This is a genomic window from Seohaeicola nanhaiensis, assembly GCF_042654245.1.
Taxonomy (GTDB): Bacteria; Pseudomonadota; Alphaproteobacteria; order Rhodobacterales; family Rhodobacteraceae; genus Seohaeicola_A; species Seohaeicola_A nanhaiensis.
Genome location: NZ_JBHSGI010000016.1, coordinates 104,066 through 126,028, shown reverse-complemented (window position 1 = coordinate 126,028; position 21,963 = coordinate 104,066). Strand labels below are relative to the sequence as shown.

General features: G+C 65.1%; 22 protein-coding genes. 6 read left to right on the top strand and 16 right to left on the bottom strand.

What is annotated here, in order from left to right; all coding sequences use genetic code 11:
• Positions 1 to 36: 36 nt before the first annotated feature.
• From ACFO5X_RS14005 to ACFO5X_RS13985, 5 genes are all read left to right on the top strand, one after another.
• Positions 37 to 1,410, top strand: a complete 1,374-nt coding sequence (locus tag ACFO5X_RS14005) for an aspartate aminotransferase family protein (protein ID WP_380718105.1) — start codon at positions 37 to 39, stop codon at positions 1,408 to 1,410.
• 60 nt (positions 1,411 to 1,470) lie between these two features.
• Positions 1,471 to 2,325, top strand: a complete 855-nt coding sequence (locus tag ACFO5X_RS14000; protein ID WP_380718103.1) for an FAD binding domain-containing protein — start codon at positions 1,471 to 1,473, stop codon at positions 2,323 to 2,325.
• Position 2,326: 1 nt separating this feature from the next.
• Complete coding sequence (locus tag ACFO5X_RS13995) at positions 2,327 to 2,812, top strand: (2Fe-2S)-binding protein (protein WP_380718102.1); 486 nt, start codon at positions 2,327 to 2,329, stop codon at positions 2,810 to 2,812.
• Between the two features lie 231 nt (positions 2,813 to 3,043).
• Positions 3,044 to 4,240, top strand: a complete 1,197-nt coding sequence (uxuA, locus tag ACFO5X_RS13990; protein ID WP_380718101.1) for a mannonate dehydratase — start codon at positions 3,044 to 3,046, stop codon at positions 4,238 to 4,240.
• A gap of 167 nt (positions 4,241 to 4,407) precedes the next feature.
• Positions 4,408 to 5,160 carry an SDR family oxidoreductase gene (locus ACFO5X_RS13985; RefSeq protein ID WP_380718115.1) on the top strand — a complete coding sequence of 251 codons (753 nt, stop codon included), beginning with the start codon at positions 4,408 to 4,410 and terminating at the stop codon, positions 5,158 to 5,160.
• A 69-nt stretch (positions 5,161 to 5,229) separates the two neighbouring features.
• On the opposite strand, the gene ACFO5X_RS13980 is transcribed toward ACFO5X_RS13985, so the two are convergent.
• From ACFO5X_RS13980 to ACFO5X_RS13910, 15 genes are all read right to left on the bottom strand, one after another.
• A complete protein-coding gene (locus tag ACFO5X_RS13980; RefSeq protein WP_380718100.1) occupies positions 5,230 to 6,054 on the bottom strand; it encodes an SDR family NAD(P)-dependent oxidoreductase in 825 nt (274 codons plus the stop codon).
• 15 nt (positions 6,055 to 6,069) lie between these two features.
• A complete protein-coding gene (locus tag ACFO5X_RS13975; RefSeq protein WP_380718099.1) occupies positions 6,070 to 6,489 on the bottom strand; it encodes a MaoC family dehydratase in 420 nt (139 codons plus the stop codon).
• Entirely contained in the window at positions 6,486 to 6,932 is a 447-nt protein-coding gene (locus ACFO5X_RS13970) for a MaoC family dehydratase N-terminal domain-containing protein (RefSeq protein WP_380718098.1), read from the bottom strand. Before ACFO5X_RS13970 ends, ACFO5X_RS13975 begins: the two co-directional genes overlap by 4 nt.
• Before the next feature lie 11 nt (positions 6,933 to 6,943).
• Positions 6,944 to 8,128, bottom strand: a complete 1,185-nt coding sequence (locus ACFO5X_RS13965) for a lipid-transfer protein (RefSeq protein WP_380718097.1) — start codon at positions 8,126 to 8,128, stop codon at positions 6,944 to 6,946.
• Positions 8,129 to 8,275: 147 nt separating this feature from the next.
• The gene (locus ACFO5X_RS13960; protein ID WP_380718096.1) at positions 8,276 to 9,118 is read right to left on the bottom strand and encodes an enoyl-CoA hydratase; all 843 of its coding nucleotides are present in this window, start codon (positions 9,116 to 9,118) and stop codon (positions 8,276 to 8,278) included.
• Between the two features lie 43 nt (positions 9,119 to 9,161).
• Positions 9,162 to 9,776 carry a TetR/AcrR family transcriptional regulator gene (locus ACFO5X_RS13955; protein ID WP_380718095.1) on the bottom strand — a complete coding sequence of 205 codons (615 nt, stop codon included), beginning with the start codon at positions 9,774 to 9,776 and terminating at the stop codon, positions 9,162 to 9,164.
• 118 nt (positions 9,777 to 9,894) lie between these two features.
• Positions 9,895 to 11,049 (bottom strand): acyl-CoA dehydrogenase family protein, encoded by a 1,155-nt coding sequence (locus tag ACFO5X_RS13950; protein WP_380718094.1) that lies wholly within the window; start codon positions 11,047 to 11,049, stop codon positions 9,895 to 9,897.
• Between the two features lie 18 nt (positions 11,050 to 11,067).
• On the bottom strand, positions 11,068 to 11,865 hold the full coding sequence (locus ACFO5X_RS13945; RefSeq protein ID WP_380718093.1) for an enoyl-CoA hydratase/isomerase family protein: 798 nt from the start codon (positions 11,863 to 11,865) through the stop codon (positions 11,068 to 11,070).
• Between the two features lie 58 nt (positions 11,866 to 11,923).
• Positions 11,924 to 13,084: an ABC transporter substrate-binding protein gene (locus ACFO5X_RS13940; RefSeq protein ID WP_380718092.1), complete on the bottom strand. Its 1,161-nt coding sequence runs from the start codon at positions 13,082 to 13,084 to the stop codon at positions 11,924 to 11,926.
• Positions 13,085 to 13,147: 63 nt separating this feature from the next.
• The gene (locus tag ACFO5X_RS13935) at positions 13,148 to 14,311 is read right to left on the bottom strand and encodes an ABC transporter substrate-binding protein (RefSeq protein ID WP_380718091.1); all 1,164 of its coding nucleotides are present in this window, start codon (positions 14,309 to 14,311) and stop codon (positions 13,148 to 13,150) included.
• Between the two features lie 30 nt (positions 14,312 to 14,341).
• Positions 14,342 to 16,171: an AMP-dependent synthetase/ligase gene (locus ACFO5X_RS13930; protein WP_380718090.1), complete on the bottom strand. Its 1,830-nt coding sequence runs from the start codon at positions 16,169 to 16,171 to the stop codon at positions 14,342 to 14,344.
• 3 nt (positions 16,172 to 16,174) lie between these two features.
• On the bottom strand, positions 16,175 to 16,945 hold the full coding sequence (locus tag ACFO5X_RS13925; protein ID WP_380718089.1) for an ABC transporter ATP-binding protein: 771 nt from the start codon (positions 16,943 to 16,945) through the stop codon (positions 16,175 to 16,177).
• Entirely contained in the window at positions 16,945 to 17,709 is a 765-nt protein-coding gene (locus ACFO5X_RS13920; RefSeq protein WP_380718088.1) for an ABC transporter ATP-binding protein, read from the bottom strand. The genes ACFO5X_RS13925 and ACFO5X_RS13920 overlap by 1 nt, the downstream gene beginning before the upstream one ends.
• The gene (locus ACFO5X_RS13915) at positions 17,706 to 18,782 is read right to left on the bottom strand and encodes a branched-chain amino acid ABC transporter permease (protein WP_380718087.1); all 1,077 of its coding nucleotides are present in this window, start codon (positions 18,780 to 18,782) and stop codon (positions 17,706 to 17,708) included. Before ACFO5X_RS13915 ends, ACFO5X_RS13920 begins: the two co-directional genes overlap by 4 nt.
• Before the next feature lie 4 nt (positions 18,783 to 18,786).
• Positions 18,787 to 19,659, bottom strand: a complete 873-nt coding sequence (locus ACFO5X_RS13910; RefSeq protein ID WP_380718086.1) for a branched-chain amino acid ABC transporter permease — start codon at positions 19,657 to 19,659, stop codon at positions 18,787 to 18,789.
• A gap of 545 nt (positions 19,660 to 20,204) precedes the next feature.
• On the opposite strand from ACFO5X_RS13910, the gene ACFO5X_RS13905 reads away from it, so the two are divergent.
• Positions 20,205 to 21,596 (top strand): ApeA N-terminal domain 1-containing protein, encoded by a 1,392-nt coding sequence (locus ACFO5X_RS13905; protein WP_380718085.1) that lies wholly within the window; start codon positions 20,205 to 20,207, stop codon positions 21,594 to 21,596.
• A 45-nt stretch (positions 21,597 to 21,641) separates the two neighbouring features.
• Here the strand turns inward: ACFO5X_RS13905 and ACFO5X_RS13900 are convergent, their stop codons facing one another.
• Positions 21,642 to 21,890: a hypothetical protein gene (locus ACFO5X_RS13900; protein ID WP_380718084.1), complete on the bottom strand. Its 249-nt coding sequence runs from the start codon at positions 21,888 to 21,890 to the stop codon at positions 21,642 to 21,644.
• Positions 21,891 to 21,963 lie beyond the last annotated feature (73 nt).

Below are 21,963 nucleotides of genomic sequence, written 5' to 3'. Positions count from 1 at the left end.
TCCTATCCCTGCCCAAACCGGCCAAAGGAGGGACAGATGCTCAGAAACGACCAGATCGACCAGTGGGACCGCGACCATTTCCTGCACCCCTCGACCCACGCCGCCCAGCACGCGCGCGGCGAGTCGCCCAACCGGATCATCCGCACCGCCTCGGGCGTCCATATCGAGGATCGTGACGGCAACCGCCTGCTTGACGCCTTCTCGGGCCTCTACTGCGTCAACGTCGGCTATGGCCGGCAAGAGATCGCCGAGGCCATCGCCGACCAGGCCCGCGAACTGGCCTATTACCACGCCTACGCCGGCCACGGCACCGATGCCTCGGTGACGCTGGCGCAGATGGTGCTGGAACGTGCGCCGAAAGGCATGTCCAAGGTCTACTTCGGCCTCGGCGGCTCGGACGCGAACGAGACCAACATCAAGCTGGTCTGGTATTACAACAACGTCCTCGGCCGCCCCGAGAAGAAGAAGATCATCTCGCGCTGGCGCGGCTACCACGGCTCGGGCCTGATGACCGGCTCGCTGACCGGGCTGGAACTGTTCCACAAGAAATTCGACCTGCCGCTCAACGGCGTGCTGCACACCACCTCGCCCTATTTCTACCGCCGCGAGGACCGGACGCAGGACGAGGCCGCCTTCACCGCCCAATGCGTCGCCGACCTGGAAGAGCTGATCGCACGGGAAGGCGCCGACACCATCGCCGCCTTCATCGGCGAGCCGCTGATGGGCACCGGCGGCATCGTGCCCCCGCCCGAAGGTTACTGGCCCACGATCCAGGCGGTGCTCGACAGGCACGACATCCTGCTGATCGCCGATGAGGTCGTCACCGGTTTCGGTCGCCTCGGCACCATGTTCGGCTCGGATCACTACGGCATCCGCCCCGACATCATCACCATCGCCAAGGGCCTCACCTCGGCCTATGCCCCGCTCTCGGGCAGCATCATCGGCGACCGCGTCTGGAAGGTGCTGGAAAAAGGCACCGACGAAAACGGCGTCCTCGGCCACGGCTGGACCTATTCCGCCCACCCCATCGGCGCGGCGGCGGGGGTTGCGAACCTCCAGCTGCTGGACAAGCTGAACCTCGTCGCCAACGCCCGCGATACCGGCGCCTACTTCAACAATTCGATGCAAGAGGCCCTCGGCAACCACCCGAACGTGGGCGAGATTCGCGGCGACGGGATGCTCTGCGCGGTCGAGCTGGTCGCCGACCGCGACGACCGCCGCTTCTTCGACGCCGCCGACAAGGTGGGCATCCGCGTCTCGGCCGCGATGCTGGCCGACCACAGGGTCATCGCCCGCGCCATGCCGCAGGGCGACATCCTCGGCTTTGCCCCGCCCTTCTGCCTGACGCGCGCAGAGGCCGATACCGTGGTCGCCGCCACCGCCGCGGCCGTGAAGGCGGTCCTCGGCTAAGGCCGCTTGCACTTGGCGCACCGCCGGTCAATTCTGGCGGTGCAACAGGAGCTTTCGCCGATGAACTACGCCGCCCCCCGCACCATCGACGAGACCGTGCGCCTGCTGGCCGATGCCCCGGGCGCGGGCCACGTGCTCGCCGGGGGCACCGATCTGGTCGTCCAGATGACCGCCGGCCTGCGCACGCCCGACCTCGTCGTCGACATCAAGGCGATCCCCGAACTGACCGACCTGCGCGAGGATGACGACGGCTTCCACCTCGGCGCCGCCCTCTGCGGCGCGGCCCTGAACGAGAACGCCGCGCTTAAATCGGCCTGGCCCGGCGTGACCGAGGCGATCGACCTCATCGGCTCGATGCAGGTCCAGTCCCGCGCCACCCCCGCCGGCAACCTCTGCAACGCCTCTCCCGCCGCCGATTCCGTCCCGGCCCTGATCGCCGCCAACGCCACCGTCACCGTGATCGGCCCCGCCGGCCTCCGCACCGTCGCGGTCGAGGACATCCCCGCCGGCCCCGGCCGCACCACCCTGAACAAGGGCGAGGTGATCACCGCGATCCATCTGCCCAGGCGCCCCGCCCGCAGCGCCGACGCCTATATCCGCTTCACGCCGCGCACCGAGATGGACATCGCCGTGGTCGGCGTCGCGGTGAACCTGACGCTGGACGCGCAGGGGCTCTGCACCGCCGCCCGAGTCGCCATCGGCGCCGTCGCCCCCACCGCGCGTCTCGTGCCCGCCGCCGGCGCCGCGCTGATCGGAACCCCGCTCGACGATACCGCACTGGATCGCGCCGCCGAGGCCGTCCGCGCCGCCTGCCAGCCGATCGACGACAAGCGCGGCACCGCCGCCTATCGCATCCGCATCGCCGGCGTGATCTTCCGCCGCGCCGCCCTCGCCGCCCTTTCCCGGATCTCCTGACATGGCCAAGCTGCACGTCACCACCACGCTCAACGGCGTCGAGACCGAATTCCTCGCCCGCCCCGAACAGACCCTGCTGGCTGTACTGCGCGACGAGCTGCACCTGACCGGCACCAAGGAAGGCTGCGGCTCGGGCGACTGCGGCGCCTGTTCGGTCGAGGTGGACGGGCGGGTGACCTGTTCCTGCCTGATGCTCGCGGCCGAGGCCGAAGGCAAGGCGATCACCACCATCGAGGGGGTCGCGCGGAACGGCGAGCTGCACCCGGTGCAGAAACACTTCCTCCAGGAAGCCGCCCTGCAATGCGGCTTCTGCACCCCGGGCTTCATCGTCGCCGCGAAGAACCTGCTCGACCGCAACCCGGACCCGAGCGAAGAACAGATCCGCTTCTGGCTCGCCGGCAACCTCTGCCGCTGCACCGGCTATGACAAGATCGTGCGCGCGGTGCAGGCCGCCGCCGCCGAGATGCGCGACGGCGCGGCGGGGTAAACCCGGGCAAGGCGCCTCCGCCGACGCTTCGGTTCAGCGATGAGCGGGTTGGGGGCTCTGCCCCCGCCGCGCCTTTGGCGCGACTCCCCCGAGATACTTGTGAACCAGAGAAGAGGCGGGCGCCCGCACAAAATCCGGACCTCTGGCATACTGCCATACTAGTCACCCATCGAAAGCCGTGCTATCACCTTTCCACACACGTCCCCAATGGGGACAAGGGAGGAATCCGCGATGAAGCAAACCTGGCGCTGGTTCGGGCCCAACGATCTTGTCTCCATCGACGACGTCTGCCAGGCCGGGGCGCAGGGCATCGTCACCGCCCTGCACCACGTACCCACCGGCGCCGTCTGGACCCCGGCCGAGATCGCCCGCCGCCAGGCCATCGTCGGCCGCATGAAGGACGGCAGCCCCTCGGGCCTCGCGTGGGACGTGGTCGAGAGCCTGCCCGTCTCGGAGGACATCAAGAAGCAGCAGGGCGACTTCAGGGCGCATTTCGCCAACTACCGCGAGTCGCTGAGGAACCTCGCCGCCGCCGGGATCGAGACGATCTGCTACAACTTCATGCCGGTCCTCGACTGGACCCGCACCGATCTCGCCTGGCGCCTGCCCACGGGCGCCACCTGCATGCGATTCGACCTTGTCAACTTCGCCACCTTCGACCTGCACATCCTGCAACGCCCCGGCGCGCCCGAGGATTACGACGAGGCCCTGCGCGAGACCTGCGCGGAACGCTTCGCCGGGATGTCCGACGCGGCGAGGGAACAGCTTGCCGGCAACGTCGTCTTCGGCCTGCCCGGCGCGGCCGAGACCTTCACCCTCGACGACGTCCGCCTGCATCTCGCCCAATATGCCGCCATGCCGGAAGAGACCCTGCGCGCCCATCTGATCGACTTCCTCGCCGAAGTCGTGCCCACCGCCGAGGAACTGGGCCTGCGCCTCTGCTGCCACCCCGACGACCCGCCCTTCCCGCTGCTGGGCCTGCCCCGCATCATGTCGACCGAGGCGCAATACAAAGCCGTGATGGACGCCGTCGACCGCCCGGCCAACGGCATCACCCTCTGTTCCGGCTCGCTGGGCGCGCGGCCCGACAACGACCTGCCCGGGATGATGCGCCGCCTCGGCGACCGGGTGCACTTCCTGCACCTGCGCAACGTGAAGCGCGACACGCCCGCGCTGCGGGGATCCTTCTACGAGGCCGAGCATCTGGGCGGCGACACCGACATGGTCGCCCTGATCGCCGCCGTGCTCGAGGAAGAATCCCGCCGCCGCGCCGCCGGCCGCCCCGACAGCTCGATCCCCTTCCGCCCCGACCACGGCCAGGACATCCTGGACGATCAGGGCCGCAAGGCCCAGCCCGGCTACCCCGCCATCGGCCGCCTCAAGGGCCTCGCCGAACTGCGCGGGGTGATTGCGGCGCTGTCGCGGTGAGGGGGCGGGCGGGGGAGCACGTCCGGCTGCCCCCCTCACGACGACCGCACCCCAGGCAAATGGCTGATGTCGCCCGTCGAACAGGGGCGTTTACGCAAGAAGCGGGTCGGCAGAGCAGCAGGATATTGCCTAAGCAGGTTCCGACACACCTTCAGGCGGAGACGGAAATGCTTCTGGACGGCAAGACAATCATCATCACCGGCGCAAGCAGCGGCATCGGAGCGGCGGCTGCAAGGGTTTTCGCGGCAGAGGGCGCAAGACTTGTCCTCGGCGCGCGTCGTGCCGAACTGCTGGAAAGAACCGTCGACGAGATTTCGGCTGACGGTGGCGAAGCGGATTTCATCGTCGGGGACGTGGAAGAAAGCGGCTATGCAGAAGCGTTGGTACAACGCGCCGAAGAGCGCTTCGGCGGTCTTGATGGTGCGTTCAACAATGCGGGCACAACAGGAGACATGGGACCGATTCCCGACATGGATGAGAGCAACTGGCACAAGGTGATGGCGGTGAATCTCAACAGCGGATTCTATGCGGCAAAGCACCAGATCCCGGCGATGCGCAAACGCGGCGGCGGCTCGATTGTGTTTACGTCCTCGTTCGTCGGCCACACGATCGGGTTGCCTGGCATGGGCGCCTATGCCGCGGCAAAGGCGGGCCTGATCGGCATGACCCAGGTTCTGGCTGCGGAACACGGGCCCGAGAACATCCGCGTCAACGCCCTCCTGCCCGGAGGCACCATGACACCGATGGCTGGTGAGGATGCCGCCTATCATGAGATCGTGCGGGGGTTCCACGCGCTGAAGCGCATGGCCGATCCCTCCGAGATCGCGCAGGCGGCTCTCTTCCTCCTGTCCGATCAGGCGTCATTCGTGACCGGGACCGCAATGATCGCGGACGGCGGAAATTCGATCAACAAACTCTAGGGCGGACCAAGCGGACAGTGGCCAGCCAACTGCCAGCGTCCGCTCCATCCCATCCCCCGACCGACCCGGTCACAGCGACAGCCCGCCGCCCACGATCAGGGTCTGGCCCGAGACATAGTTCGATTCCGGCGCGCACAGCAGATAGACGCCGCCGGCCGCCTCGGCCGGGGTGCCGGCCCGGCCCATCGGGATCATCGCCGAAAAGCCCTGATGCACCTTGGTCGGAATGCCCACACCGATCTGGTTGCCCTCGACCGTGATGGTCTTCTTCTCGTCCGTCGCCTCGGTCAGCCGCGTGGTGATGACGCCGAAGGCCACCGCGTTCACGTTCACCTTGTGGCGGCCCCATTCCTTCGACAGCGCCTTGGTCAGCCCGATGATCCCCGCCTTGGCCGAGGAGTAGTTCGCCTGCCCCGCATTGCCTCCCGTCCCCGCGATGGACGAGATGTTGACCACCTTGCGCACCACCTCGATGCCCTGCGCGGCCTCCTCCCTGGCCGCCGGAATGATGAACTGTCCCGCCGCGCGCAGGATGCGGAAGGGCGCCTTGAGATGCACGTCGATCATCGCGTCGAACTGGCGGTCCGACATCTTGTTGATCATCGCGTCCCAGGTATAACCCGCGTTGTTGACGATGATGTCCACGCCGCCGAACCGCTCCAGCCCCGCCTTGATGAAGCGGTCGCCATAGTCCTCGTCGGTCACCGAGCCCGGCAGCGCCAGGGCCTGTCCGCCCAGCGCCGCGACCTCGGCCGCCACCGCGTGGGCCGGTTCGGCGTCCAGATCGTTGATCACCACATTCGCCCCTTCCGAGGCGAGTTTCAGCACCACCTCGCGGCCAATGCCGCGCCCTCCGCCTGTGACATAGGCGGTCTTGCCGTCCAGCTTTTTCATGTTCTTCCCTCGACGTTACGACAGCGCCACCAGCGCCTGACCGGCAAGCTTGACCTCGCCCTTCTGATTTGCGGCCACCACATCCAGCCGCACCAGCCTCTCGCCATCGGCCTCGATCTTCTCGGCCACCGTCCCGGTGCAGGTGATCTCGTCGCCCAGCCAGGTGATCGCGGTAAACCGGTTCGAGAAGGCGCGCAGCGACGCCTGCGGCACCCAGTCGGTCAGCATCCGGCCCAGATAGGCCATCGACAGCATCCCCTGGGCAAAGACGTCCTGCATCCCCGCCGCCTTCGCGACGTCGATATCGATATGGATCGGGTTGTGGTCGCCCGAGGCCCCGGCAAACAGCGCCAGCGTCGCACGCGACACCGGGGCCGTGGTCAGCGCCGGGATGGCGTCGCCGACCGCGAGGCTGTCAAAGGTCACATCGCTCATGATCCGTTCCTCACCACGATCACGCGGGTCATGCCGCCCACATCCTCGCCCCTCTGGTTGGTGGCATCGGTCTCCAGCACGATGAATTCCATCGCCCCGCCCTTCTTGTCGTAGATGTCGGCAATGCGGGTGTTCAGGGTAATGGCATCCCCCGCGCAGATCGGCGTCGCATAGCGGAACTTCTGCTCGCCATGCAGGATCCGGTTCAGATCCACCCCCATCTCGTCATACAGGCGGAAGGGATCCGGCTGGCTCAGATCCAGCGAGAACAGGAAGGTCGGCGGCGCGGGCAGCGACGGATAGCCCGCCGCCCGGGCCGCGTCCTCGTCCAGATAGACCGGGTCGCTCTGCCCGGTCGCCTTGGCGAAGAACCGCAACTGGCCCTTCTCGACATCCACGGTCAAAGGGTCGAGCGTCCGCCCGACAAAGCTCTTGTCAATCATGTGCCTGTCTCTCAGCCGGCCTGATACATGGTCACGACACAGGCGCCGCCCAGCCCCAGGTTGTGCTGCAACGCGATGCGCGCGCCCTCGACCTGCGTCGGCCCGGCAGTTCCGCGCAGCTGCCGCGTCAGCTCATAGCACTGCGCCAGCCCGGTCGCGCCCAGCGGGTGGCCCTTGGACAAAAGCCCGCCCGAGGGGTTGGTCACATACCGCCCGCCATAGGTATTGTCGCCCTCCGCGATGAACTTCTGCGCGCCGCCTTCAGGGCACAGCCCCAGCCCCTCGTAGGTGATCAGCTCGTTCTGGGCGAAACAGTCGTGCAGCTCGACCACGTCCACGTCCTCGGCTCCGATCCCGGTCGCCTCATAGACGCTGCGCGCGGCCGCGGCCGTCATGTCATAACCGACCACCTGCATCATGTCGTGCGCATCGAAGGTCGAACGGGTGTCGGTCGTCATCGCCTGCCCGGCAATCCGCACCGTCGCGTCGATCCCATGCGCCTTCGCAAAGCGCGGGCTGACCAGCAGCGCGGCGGCCGCGCCGCAGGTCGGCGGGCAGGCCATCAGCCGCGTCATCACCCCGTCCCACATCACCGGAGAGGCCAGCACCTCCTCGGGCGTGATCTCGGTGCGGAACAGCGCCAGCGGATTGTTCACCGCATGACGCGAGGCCTTGGCGCGGATGCGCGCGAAATCCTCCAGCGTGGTGCCGTGTTTCTCCATATGCGACTTGCCCGCGCCCCCGAAATAGCGCAGCGCCAAGGGCACCTCGCCATGCCCCACCAGCGCATCGGTCTCGGCATCGAAATCGGCAAACGGGCTGGGGCGGTCGGTCCAGACATCGCCAAGCGCACCGGGGCGCATCTGTTCGAACCCCACCGCCAGGGCGCAATCGACGATCCCGGCCTCGACCGCCTGCCGCGCGAGATACAGCGCGGTGGACCCCGTCGAACAGTTGTTGTTGACGTTGACAACCGGAATGCCGGTCATCCCCACCTTGTACAGCACGTTCTGCCCGCAGGTGCTGTCGCCATAGACATAGCCTGCATAGGCCTGCTGCACGTCGCTGTAGTCCAGCCCCGCATCCGCCAGCGCCGCGCGCACCGCCTCCGCCCCCATCTCGGGATAGGGCGCGTTCTGCCCCGGCTTGGCGAACTTCGTCATGCCGACACCGGCGACGATCACCTTCTCAGACATGTCTCCTCCTCCTCGACTTCCACCCGCACGCCAGGCCGCGCAGGGACGCCGGCAGGCCGCAAAATTTACACTCATGCGTTACCTTGATCACCGTTAAGTGTCCGGTCAAGGATAAAAGTCACCGATGAGTGAAAATTTGCCCCGGCGCTAGAGCTTTTCGGTGAAGGCCGGCTTCATCAGCGTCGGGTCGACCAGCATCCCGAACACCTGTTCGTTCTGCGCATGGGTCAGCTGGTGCAGCGCAAAGGCCGTGCGCATCGCCTGCACCCGGCCCTGCGCGTCCTGCGCGTTGTTCACCGCCTCCTTGGCCAGCTTCAGCGCCAGCATCGGCATCCGCGCGATCTTGCGGGCCATCTCCAGCGTCGCCTCCGCCAGCGCGTCACGCGGCACGACCTTGTTGACCATGCCGATCGCCAGCGCCTCCTGCGCGCTGATCGGCTCGGCGGTGAACAGATGCTCCTTGGCCTTGCGCGCGCCCATCTCCCAGGGGTGGACAAAGAACTCCACCCCCATGGCACCCATGGTCAGGGTATTGTCCAGAAACTCGGCATCCTCGCTCGCAACGATGATATCGCAGGGCCAGGCCAGCATCAGCCCGCCCGCGATGCACTTGCCCTGCACCTGCGCGATGGTCGGCTTTGACAGGTTGCGCCAGCGCTCCGACAGGCCCAGATAGATCTCCATCTCGCGCGCATAGCGCCGTTCCGAGGCCTGCGACCCCAGCCCGCCCCAGGTGCCGACCGGGCGTTCGCCCGCCATATTGCCAAAGGGATCGGCCTCGCGCAGGTCGTGCCCGGCCGAAAAATGCGGCCCGGTCGAGGCAAGGATGATCACCTTCACCCCATCCTCCGCCACCGCCCGGTCGAAGGCATCGTTCAGCGCATACAACATCCGCGTGTCCTGCGCATTGCGCGCCGCCGGGCGGTTCAGGACAATCCGGGCGATCCCCGGCTCGGGCGTTTCGTAAAGAATGGGGCTGTCCGACGACATGCGATCCTCCTGTCGCTGCTTGGCAGGGGATCGCGGGCAGGTCTCAGCCGGCCCTCAGCCCCTGCAGGATAAACTCGATATGCGCCGCCGCAACGGTCTCGACCGGCACCGCATGCGGCCCCCGGTTCCAGTAGGGCACCCAGTTCAGCGCCCCGAAGATCGCCGCCGAGGTCAGCTTGGGGTCACAGGGCCGTATCGTGCCGTCCTCGATCCCGTCGCGGATCATGTTGCGCATCGCATGATCGATCTTGCGCCGTTCGCTGAAGACGGTCTCGCGCTCCTTCGGGGCCAGCGGCACATCGGTCGACAGCACCACGCACAGCCCCATGTCGTCGCTCAGAAAATCGAAATACCCATGCAACAGCGCCTCGATCCGCTTCAGCGCCGGCAGGCTCTTGTCCTGCGACGACTCCACCAGCTCGCGCATCATCTCGACCCCGCGCAGGTTGCACTGCACCAGGATCTCGTCCTTGCTCTTGACGTAGTAATACAGCGTCCGCTTGGTGACGTTCAGCGCCTCGGCGATGTCATCCAGCGTCGTCCGGTCGAACCCGCGCTCGTTGAACAGCCACGCCCCCGCCCGCAGCACCGCCATCCGCTTCTTCTTGCGCCGGTCATCCTTTGACTCGAAGGCGTGCGACCATTTGGGTTTGTTCATGCGCTCAGACTCCCGGACCCGAAGCCCCATCGCCGCCGGGGGGCGGGACCATATGTAACCAGCCAGAGCAATCTATAACCACCGGTTGAAACCCGCAAGCGGCCGCAGGCCCGCGCCATCAGGCCAGGGTCCGCGCGATCAGATCCTTCATCGTCTCGGTCGACCCACCCGCGATCTGATACAGCCGGGATTCCGAGAACATGTTGGAAATATTGTATTCCGTCATGTATCCCGCCCCGCCATGCAGCTGAAGACAGGTGTTCGTCACGCCAAAGGCCTGCTCGGCCACCCACCATTTCAGCATCGCCGCCGTCGTCGTGTCCAGCTCTCCCGCAAGGTGACGCGCGACGCATTGGTCGACAAAGACATGGGCGACCTCGGCAATCGTGCGCACCTCGGCCAGTTTGAACCGGGTGTTCTGCATGTCGATCAGCCGCTTGCCGAACAGCGGCCGGTCCGAGGCAAAGGCCACCGTGTCCGCCAACGCCCGGCGCATCGTCGCACAGCCGATCAGGCCGATCACCAGCCGTTCCTGCGGCAGGTTGGTCATCAGCTGGCCAAACCCCTGCCCCTCGGCGCCGCCGAGCAGGTTCTCGGGCGGCACCCGCACGTTGTCGAAGAACAGCTCCGACGTGTCCTGGCCCTTCATCCCCAGCTTGTCGAGGTTGCGTCCCCGCCTGAACCCCGGGCAATTCGCGGTCTCGACGCCCAGGATCGACACCCCCCGCGCCCCGGCCGCCGGATCGGTCTTGGTCACCACCAGGATCAGATCCGCCTGCTGGCCATTGGTGATATAGAGCTTGGACCCGTTCACCACATAGTCGTTGCCCTCCATCCGCGCCGTGGTCCGGATCGCCTGAAGGTCCGACCCCGCCCCCGGTTCGGTCATGGCGATGGCGCAGACCATCTCGCCGGTCGCCATCTTCGGCAGCCACCGCCGCTTCTGCTCTTCCGTGCCGTGGTCCAGGATGTAGCCCGCGCAGATCTGCGAATGCACCGAATTGCCGAAACTCGAATGCCCGCGCCCCAGATACTGCTCATAGCAGATCACCGCCTCATGCCGGAAATCGCCGCCATGCCCGCCATATTCCTCGGGGATCGAGGCGCACAGCATCCCGACCTCGCCGGCCTTGTACCAGAAGTCGCGGTCCACATGCCCCTGCGCCATCCAGCGCGGCTCATGCGGCGTCATCTCGGCGGCGACAAAGCTGCGCATCGCGTCCGAGAGCATCCCCAGCTCCTCGTCCATCCAGGAAAAGCGATAATCGAACATGGATTTGGTCCTTTCGGCTCAGCCGGCCTTGGCGCGGAAGTCGGGCGCGCGTTTTTCCAGGAAGGCGCGCACGCCCTCTTCCAGTTCGGGCCGGGCGCACAGCGCGACATTGGCGTCCCGCTCGCGATCGATCAGATCGCCGAACCGGGTCGACAGCGCGTCGGTGAACAGCTGCCGCGTCATGCGCAGCGCCTCGGGTGGCGCCTTGCTCAGCCGTCGGGCATAGCTCTCGGCCTCGCCCATCAGTTCCGCCCCCGGCACCGCGCGCCAGATCAGCCCGGCCTCCACCGCCTCGCGCGCGCTCAGGCTCTCGCCCAGCAGCGCCAGTGGCAGCGCCCGGTTGCGGCCCATCAGGTTCGGCAGCAGCCAGGACACGCCCGCATCGGGCACGATCCCCAGCATCCGCACGAAGGCACAGTGAAACCGCGCCTCCTCCGAGGCGATCACCAGATCCCCCAGCAGCGCCAGCCCCATGCCGCCGCCCGCAACCGTCCCGTTGATCGCGATGACCAGCGGTTTCGGCAGGTCCACCATCGCCCGCAGCAGCGGGTTGAGACAGGTGTCGAACCCCTCGCGCAGCCGCTCCGGCGCCCCGGACAGGCCCCCCTCGCCCAGAAACGTGTCCAGCGCGGCGCCGACACAGAAGGCCCGGCCCGACCCCGTCAGGATCACCGCATGAACCTCCGGGTCCGCGCCCAGCTCGAGGAAACGATCGCGCAGCGCGCCGAAGTCGCTCATGCTGCAACTGTTCATCGCGTGCGACGTCTGCAGCGTCAGCGTCGCAATCCCCTCCGCGCGGGTGATGTCGGCCGTCATGTCCTGTCCTCCCAGCCCCGTCGCGGCGCGGATCCATCCCGCGCCGCGCAACCTTCGCTCAATACGGCAGGTTCTCCTGCAGAACCGTCCAGGCCTTGCCCTGCGACTGCACCAGAACCAGCGCCGTCCCGCCCGAATGCTTGGTCTCCGAGAAACTGAAATCCGGCCCGTCGAACGGATCGTCATACTGCGAAATCTGCTCGATCCCCTTCACGAAGCTCTCCACCGTCAGATCGCGCCCCGCGGCCTCCAGCGCCTGAAGCGTCAGTTCGGCCGCAATCCAGCCGTTCTGGGCATAGACGTTCGGCTCGCGCCCGTAGGCCGCGCGATAGTCCTCGACGAACTTGCTGCGGAACGGATCGCCATCGGTGAAATCGGCGATCTTGTAGGGGGTGACCAGATACAACCCCTCGGTCACGCCATCGCCCGCCTCGGCCACCAGCGGCAGATAGGGCACCATGTTGCCCACCACCGGCTTGTCCCAGCCCAGCTTGCGCAAGGTGGCATAGACCGCGATGGTGTCCTTGATCGTCGTCCCCAGCACCAGCAGATCGCAGTCCGAATTCTTGATCGCGGTCGCCGCACCGGCAAAGTCGGTCTCGGTCACCTTGTGCGACCCGCGCAGCACGATCTCGGCCCCCAAGGCCGCGGCCGCCTGTTCGACGCCGGTGACAACCTCCTGCCCGTAATCGTTCGACGCCGCCTGCAGGCACAGCTTCTTCACGCCCTCATGCTCGACGAAATACTTCACCGCGCCCGAAGCCTGATCCTGATAGTCGAGATACAGCGAATAATGCAGCGGGTGCAGCGGCTCGGCCGCAATGCTCGCCCCGGTCACCGGGAACAGATGCGGGATCCCGGCCTTGTCCAGGATCTGCATCGCCGCCATCGAGGGCGGCGTGCCGATGGTGCCGATCAGCGCAAACACCCGGTCGCGCTGCACCAGCTTGTTGGCCGCCCGCACCGCCTGGGTGAGGTCGTATTTCATGTCCTCGACCCGCAGGTCGATCTTGCGGCCGTGGACCCCGCCCGCCGCATTCGCCGCGTCAAAGCGCAGCCTCATGCCATCGACGCTCGGCACGCCGCCCAGCGCCAGCGGCCCCGACAGGTCGCCAAGCGAGCCCAGCACGATGGTGTCGTCACTCACGCCCTGCGGATCGGCCCAGGCCAGGCTGGCCGAGGCGATGCAGGCCGCCACAAGCGGAAACAGTCGTTTCATCCGAATTCTCCTCCTCTGTGATGGTGGCCGGCCCGTGCCGGCCACCGGCATCTCCGCCCGCCCTCAGTAGGGCAGGTTCTCCTGAACGATGACCCAGCCGCCCGCCTTGCTCTGCGCCAGGTTCAGCGTGTCGGCGCCCGAATGCTTGGTGGCCGAATAGCTCTGCGTCGGCCCGCCGAACGGATCGACATATTCCGTGATCGCCTCCAGCCCCTTGGTCAGCGTCTCGACCGTCAGCTCCGGCCCCGCGTTCTCCAGCCCCCGCACCATCAGATCGGCCGCGACATAGCCCTGCTGCGACTGGATCGTCGGCACGGCGCCAAAGGACGCCTGATACCGCTTGGCGAAATCGGCCCGCCAGGGATCGCCATCGCCGAAATCCGCGATCTTGAGTGGCGTCACCACGTAAAGCCCGTCGGTCACGCCATCGCTCGCGGCCGCCACCAGCGGCGCATAGGCAACCATGTTCGCCACGATCGGCCTGTCCCAGCCCAGCTTGCGCAGCGTGGCGTACAGCGTGATCGTGTCCTTGATCGTGGTCCCCATCAGCAGCACCTCGCAATCGGCGTTCTTGATCGCCGTCGCGGCACCCGCAAAGTCCACCTCGGTCGTCTTGTGCTTGCCATGCAGGCTGACCGTCGCGCCCTGCGCCTCGATCTCACCCAGCGCGCCCTTGACGACCTCCTCGCCGTAATCCGACGCAACCGTCTGCAGGCAGTATTTGGTCACCCCCTGCCCAGCGAAGTACTTCACCGCCCCGCGCGCCTGGTTCTCGTAGGACACATATTGCGAGAAATGCAGCGCATTCAGCGGCTCGACGACCGACCCGGCGGCGGTCAGCGGAAACAGGTTCGGCACATTGGCCTTGTCCTGGATCTCCATCACCGCCAGCGTCTGCGGCGTGCCGACGTTCAGCAGACCGGCGAAAATATCGTCGCGCTCCACCAGCTTGCGGCCCATCCGCACCGCCAGCGGGATCTGATACTGCCCGTCCTCCAGCAGCAGTGTGATCTTGCGCCCGTGCACACCGCCCGCCGCATTCGCCTCCTCGAGGCGCAGCTTCATGCCGTTCGCCGCATCCACGCCCCACAGCGCCAGCGGCCCCGACAGATCGCCAACAGACCCCACGCGGATCTCCGTATCGCTCACGCCACGCACCTCGGCCGTGGCCAGACCCGCCAGGGCCGACACCACCGCGGCCAGTCCCGCTACCTTCAAGTTCACCATCGTTCCTCCTCCGTTCGGCCGGGCTGGCCGTCAGTACATCTGGTCGATCAGCGCGCCGTATTTCTTCTCGACAAAGCTGCGCTTGAGTTTCATCGTCGGCGTCATCTCGTCGTCTTCCGCGGTCAGCAGGATGTTGATCAGCTTGAACTTCTTGACCTGCTCCACCGGCGAGAAGTTGCGGTTGGCCTTCGCCACCTCGCTCTCGATCAGCTCGACGATCTCGGGCCGGGCGCACAGCGACCTGTAGTCGGTGAAAGGAACCGCCCGGCTTTGCGCGAAATGCTCGACATTCTCCTGATCGATCATGATCAGGCAGGTCAGATACTTGCGCTTGTCCCCGATGATGATCGCATCGGCGATATAGGGCGAGAACTTGAGCGCGTTCTCCATCAGGCTCGGCGTCACGTTCTTGCCGCCCGCCGTGATGATGATGTCCTTCAGCCGGTCGCGGATCCGCAGCGCCCCGTCATTGCCGATCTGCCCGACATCCCCGGTCCGCACCCAGCCGTCGACGATGGTCGAAGCCGTCGCCTCGGGGTTGTTGAGATAGCCTGAGAACAGGCTGGGGCTGCGCACCAGGATCTCGTCCTGCTCGCCCAGCCGCACCTCGACCGAGGGCAGCGCGTGCCCCACCGTTCCGGGGCTCGGCCGCGCGACCGAGGTCATCGTGGTCATGCCCGTCTCGGTCTGGCCATAGGCCTCGGACACTGGCAGCCCCAGCGCCAGATACCATTTCAGCAGATCCGCCGAAATCGGCGCCGCGCCCGACAGCAGGAACTGCGCCCGGTCCAGCCCCAGCAGCTGCTTGAGGTTGCGATAGACCAGCACATCCGCCAGCCGGTACTGCGCCGCCAGCAGCGGCGGAACCGGCCGGCCCTCCAGCAGATACTCCGCGCGGCGGGTGCCCACGCCCATCGCCCAGGCATAGCCCGCGCGTCCCAGCCAGGTCGCCTCGGACATCAGCGTCGCGACCCGCGAATAGAACTTCTCCCAGATCCGCGGCACCGCAAAGATCACCGTGGGTGACAGCTCGCGGATGTTCTGGAACACCGTCTCGGCGCTTTCGGCAAAGTTCAGCCGCGTGCCATGGCCCAGGCACATGCACAGCGACACCATCCGCTCGGCCGCGTGGCACAGCGGCAGATAGGTCAGGATCTCGTCCTCGGGCCCGATCCGGAACGGATCCGGCGAGGCGGTCATCGTATACAGCAGATAGCGGTTCGGGATCAGCGCGCCCTTGGGCGACCCGGTGGTGCCCGAGGTATAGATCAGAACCACGGTATCGTCGTTCTTCCCGCCGTCGATGGCCCGATCCAGCGCGCCCGGATGATCGTTCTGGAACTGCGTTCCGGCCTCGTACAGATGCCCGATCGGCTCGACCCTGGGGTCGCGGAACCCGCGCAGCCCCTTCCAGTCGATGACATAGACCTTGACGATATCGGGCAGCGCGTCGCGCACCTCCAGATACTTGTCCAGCTGCTCCTCGTCCTCGACGATCAGCACCTTTGCGGAACTGTCCTCCAGCATGTGCTTCAGCTGCGGCGCCTGATAGGTCGGATAGACACCGTTGACGACACAGCCCGCGATCTGCGCGCCCATGTCGGCAAAGACCCATTCCTTGTTGTCCTCGCTCAGGATCGCCACCACGTCGCCGCGCCGCAGGCCCAGCGCCATCAGCCCGCCGGCGACCTGCCGCGCATGGCGGTCGTAATCGGCCCAGGTGAAGGCCTCCCAGATGCCGAAATTCTTCTCGCGCATCGCCACGCGGTCGCCCCACGCCGCCACCCGCGCGCGGAACAGCTTGGCCAGGGTGTCATGCCCGTCCACCGAGACGAAATCGTTCCTGACGACAGACTCCACCGCTCACCTCCACGTCTTGCGCTTTTTCCAGCGCTTTTCGCCCCGGACGCCGGCCTCGGCCTGCCCGAGGTAGAATTCCTTGATGTCCTCCGAGGCCAGCAGCTCGCGCGACGGGGCGTCCATCACCACCCGTCCGACCTCCATGATGAAGCCATAGTCGGCCACGGCCAGCGCGGCACTGGCGTTCTGCTCCACCAGCAGGACCGACACCCCCTGCTCGCCGTTGATCCGCCGGATCACGTCGAAGATCGTCTTCATCAGCAGGGGCGACAGACCCAGCGACGGCTCGTCCAGCACCATCAGCCGCGGCCGGCCCATGAAGGCGCGCCCGACCGCCAGCATCTGCTGCTGCCCGCCCGACAGGAACCCGGCCATATCGGCCTTCTTGCGGGCCAGGTCGGGGAAATACGCATAGACCGTCTCGAAATCGCGGGCGACCTCGTCGCGGTCGCGCCGGCCCCAGGCGCCGACCCGCAGGTTCTCTTCCACGCTGAGGAACGGAAACACCTCGCGCCCCTCGGGCACATGGCCGATCCCCTTCGCCGCCACCCGGTCGGGATCGCGGTTCTGGATCTCCTCGCCCGCCAGCAACACCTGCCCCTTGCGGCAGTCGATGGCGCCCGAGATGGTCTTGAGCAGGGTCGTCTTGCCCGCGCCGTTCGCACCCAGAACGGTGACGATCTGCCCTTCCTCCACCGACAGGCTGACCCCGGCAATCGCCATGATCGGACCGTAGAAGGTCTCGACGTTGCGCACGTCCAGCAGCGCCCCCATCAGACCGTCCCCCCGAGATAGGCCGCCTGCACATGGGCGTCGCCCTGCACATCCGCGACCGACCCCACCGCCAGCACCTGCCCGTTGGCCAGCGCCATGCAGCGGTCGGCGATGCGCCCGACCAGGTTCATGTCGTGCTCGACCATCACCACGGTCACGCCCAGCTCTTCCTTGATGTCCTTGAGCCAGAACGACATATCCGTCGTCTCTTCGGGGTTCAGCCCCGAGGCCGGCTCGTCCAGCAGCAGAAGCTGCGGCTCGGCACACAGCGCGCGCGCCAGCTCGACGTTCTTGCGCGCCCCATAGGCCAGGTCGGCCACCTTCTCATAGCGATAGTGCTGCATGTCCAGCAGATCGAGGATCTCCTCGATCTTGCGGCGGTGGGCATGTTCCTCGGCCCGCACCCGGCGGGTGAAGAACCACTCCGACACCCAGCCCGTGCGCACCTTGGAACTGCGCCCCACCAGCAGGTTGTCCAGCACCGTCGCATTCTCGAACAGCTCGATGTTCTGAAAGGTCCGCGCGATCCCCAGATCGACGATCTGGTTCGCCTTGCGCTCCAGCAACGGCTGCCCGCGAAAGCTGATCGACCCGGCATCCGGCCGGTAGATCCGGCTGATCGCGTTGAAGATCGTGCTCTTGCCCGCGCCGTTCGGCCCGATGATCGCATAGATCTCGCCCGGCTCGACGCTGAAGGACACGTCCTTGATCGCCATCACGCCCCCGAAGGACAGGCTCAGGTTCTCGACGACAAGATCGCTCATCTGAACCGTTCCGTCTTCAGATATCGCTTCTGCCGCACGAAGGTGGCGCGCTTGTAATAGGGATAGGTCTCCAGGAAGAGCCGCAGCTTGCGCCAGCGGCCATACAGCCCCTCGGGTTCGAAGACGATGAAGGCCGCGATGATCAGCCCGAACAGGAACTGCTCCAGCCCCGCCGCCTCGGCAATCGCCGGGGGCAGGACTTCCCGCAGCAGCCCGATCACGTTGGGCAGCACGGTGACGAAGACCGCCCCGAAGATCGCCCCCGTGATCGTGCCCAGCCCGCCGACGATGACCATCAGCAGCAGCTTCAGGCTTTCCGGGATGCCAAAGGCCTCGGGCGCCAGGAAGAACAGCAGATGCGCCATCAGCCCGCCGGCCAGCCCGGTGATCGCCGCGCTGAGGAAAAACGCCAGGATCCGCGTCCGCGCGATATCGACTCCCAGCGAGCGCGCCGAGGTCTCGGAATCGCGCACCGCGATCATCCGCCGTCCGGTCGGCGACCGGCGCAGGTTCGCCACCCCCCAGATGCAGAAGACGACCACGGCAAGGATCAGGTAGTACTGCTCCCAGGCCTCGTACAGCTCGTGCCCGAAGATCACCATCGGCGGCACCTGCAGGCCCATGTGGCCGCCCGTCACCGGGGTCCATTCGCCGATGGCCGTCTCGATCAGGATGACGAAGGCCAGCGTCGCGATGGCCAGGTAGAACCCGTGCATCCGCGACACCGCCCGCCCCAGCGCCGCCCCGAGCACGCCGGCCAGCAGTGCCGCCAGCGGCAGCGACAGCAGGAACGGCACGCCCTGCCCCAGAAACACCGAATGGGCATAGGCGCCAATGCCCAGAAAGGCCGCGTGCCCGAAACTCACCTGCCCGGTGAACCCGGTCAGCAGCATCAGGCCAAGCCCGGCCAGGATGTAAACCAGGAAGATCGACAGCTCGCCCAGGAAATACGACCCCAGCAGCAGCGGCGCGACCAGCGCCAGCAGGACCGCCAGCGAAACCCGGATGCGTTCGCCCCGGTCGACCAGATGGTCGATGTCCTGATCGTACGAAGTCTTGAAGAGAACCTGCAAGGGATCACACCTTCTTCGTGAAAGTCTGCGGGATCAGCCCGTCGGGCTTGACGAAAAGGACCACCAGCATGATCGCATAGGCGTAGACGCCCTTGAGCGGCGGGAAGAGAAAGTCGAGGAACGGCTCGGCCACGCCGATCAGCAGGCAGCCCAGCAGCGCCCCGGGAATCGACCCGAACCCGCCCACCACCGCGCCCGCCAGCGCCTTGATCCCAAAGGCGCTCATGCCGGTGTCGACCTGCGTGACCGGCGCCATCATCAGCCCGGCAAAGGCCGCGACCATGGCCGCGATGGCCCAGACGATCGAGATCAGGCGCTTGACCGGAATACGGCTGTAATAGGCGGCCAGCTGGTTCTGCGACGAGGCCTGGATGGCAATGCCGATGGCCGTTCGGCTGAAGAAGAGATACAGCAGCACGCACAGCACCGCCGTCCCCAGGATCACCGCGATCCGGTCCATCCCGACGACGATTCCTGCCACGTCGAAGTCCACCAGGAACGGCACCTCCAGCCCCAGCGGCGACCAGCCCCAGATCATCCCGGCCAGCGAGCGCAGGATCAGCCCGATGGCAACCGTCAGGATAAAGATCGAGGCCTGCGACTCCCCGGCCATCCGCCGCATCACCACCGCGTCCAGCAGAAAGCCGAAGACCCCCAGCGACAGGATGCCCAGCGCCGCCGACACCCAGAAGTTCAGCCCCAGAATCTGCGAGAAGGTCAGCACCATGAAGGCGCCCAGCATCATCAGCTCGCCATGGGCGAAATTGACGATCTCCGTGGCGCGGTAGATGAACACAAAGCCGATGGCGATCAGCGCATAGGCACAGCCCTGCGAGATCCCGATCAGCGTCAGCTGCACCACGTCTGCGAATTCCATGCGGCCCTCCTCCCACGGTGCGCGCGGCGTTCGGGCATGACCTCTCCGGCCCCCGAATGCGGCGATCAGCCGGCCCCGGGGCGACAAGGATGTCCGATGTCCGTGCGCAGGCAGGGCCGCATCCCGCAGCCCGGCCACTCCTCCCTTGCGAGCGCGATCTTGCACTCTTCGGTTACATTCCCTCCGAAAATACACCGGGTCAACATAAATGTAACCGAAGGAAGTAAATTTTTGAAACCGGCCGAACGCCCCGGCCCCGCCACCCGCTACGGGGACCACCTCCGGTCCGGAAAGAGCTAACGCACCAGAAGCACCGACAGGACAGCCCTCAGCGGACGGCGCCGCAGAAGCCTGCCTGTCTCGTCGAAAGCCTTGTCCCTGACCTTAAATATCTTCCATCCACCTTGCGCGAACCACAGCCTTTCGCTTCAAGCCCAAATGAGATTTCTCCCGAGTCGGATATGTGCAGGGATCGCGCTTTGAAAAACCATGTGTAGAATACTTCAGATTATGTCAGGGTTGGCGAAAACCAGGAGAAAATGACAATGTTAGAGAGTTTTGAAGAGTGGTTTGCCATTAGGAACCGAAATAGCGACGAAGATATATGGCCCGGGAAACTGAAGTTCAGCGAAGACGCAGGAATCACGCTCGAAGCCGTTTGTCATCGAGCCGGGAGAGCCGATTCTAACGCTCCCTGCTGTGACGCAGGAACAATTACCGGCTACCTAGATTATCAACGACCCACGACAATCATTGACCCTTGGGTACAGTCGCAAGGTGGCGGCAGTAGTGGCTTGGACACGCCTGTGATGCGAGCCAAGTCGCGCATATTGGCCAGCGCTGTACTCAAGAACATTCATATGGAAAGTTCAAACGAGAAATGCTTCACAGCCATGCATATGGACATGCCTTCATTCAGCACATGGTACGCTCCTCAGCTAGTCAAAACGAGCAATGAGCATATTAAAGATAGCGCCCGCGCATTGTCCGTCGAGATTGGTGGTCCGACACGCGAAGAGTTCCTACTGAAAAGCAAAACGAACGTAATAGTTCAGAGCTTTGCAGCGGCTAATGAGAAGGGAGATGAAACCACGATAACCCAAAGAACATTTCTGACCTTTGAGTTTCCGGACGCCATCGACTATTCTGCTGTTCAAAACCTAATTGCGCGAGTGAATTCGATTTTTTCGTTTCTTCTCGGTCACCGCATGGCTCACAATCCGTATAGAATAAAAACCACCCACACAAGGAAGTGGAATAATCAAGACGAACACATTACAGCTGAGCTATTTTTCCAACCAGCCTTCAAAAGCACGACACATCATGTGAATTGGAACGATGCGATTTTTCGGCGGCAAGATTGCGCCCTCACCCCAGAAGACTTATTGAATGCCGCATCCGATCAGCCAGACGCAATTTTTTATTTGATGAATATGGTCCTTCTATTGGAAAATCCAGAAAAGCTATCTGCGAGCAGTTTTGGCGAACTTGTCGGATGCATTGAAGATTTTGACAATATGATCAACCGAAGCGGGTCGTCGGCGGATGTTAGGAGTGCGAGAAGAGCACTACGAAAAATTGTCAAAGAATACGGACGAAATGATGATTTACGGGCTTTGGATGAACTTATGAGGACACAGCCAAACCGCGTTTCACTAGCGGAACGACTTGACCGCTTACAGGCGAGCTGGTCAAAAAGCGGTTTTCGGGGGCGCATTAAAGCGTCTGAAATCACCAAAATCAGAAATGACGTAGCCCATGGTCGAGCTGTAAATTTGTCTCCCGAAGATTATCAACGGATCATTTGGCTTCAATATGACCTTTGCGCAATATCCCGCTTTCACATCTTTCGCGCGCTCGGCATTCAAGAACAGGAAATTGCGGCTGCCTTTAGACGCTTGGGTTTGAGATACGGCAGATACGCTCCTGAACGCTAAAAATGCCTCTGCTAAGAGGTTTGTTCACAATGGTCCACTTCGCTCTCAGAAAATCCGGTCCTTCATCTTGTAATACGCCCCCACCAGCGGCAGGAACCAGGGCATCCCGTTATACAGCGGGAAGGCAGGCCAGCTCATGCCCGCGGTCGGATTGGCCTCGCCGTCGCCCGTTGCCATCCGCGCCAAGATCTGGCCCATGTGGGTGCCCAGGTGCGCGCCGTGCCCGGAATAGCCCAGCCCGTAGAACACATCGTCCTGCACCCCGGCGCGGGCAACCACCGCCAGCTTGGCCATGGCCAAAGCACTATCTTCCGCACGACCCGCCGAAATCGGCACAACCTGCGGACCTGTCGCGGTTTTTTGGTCA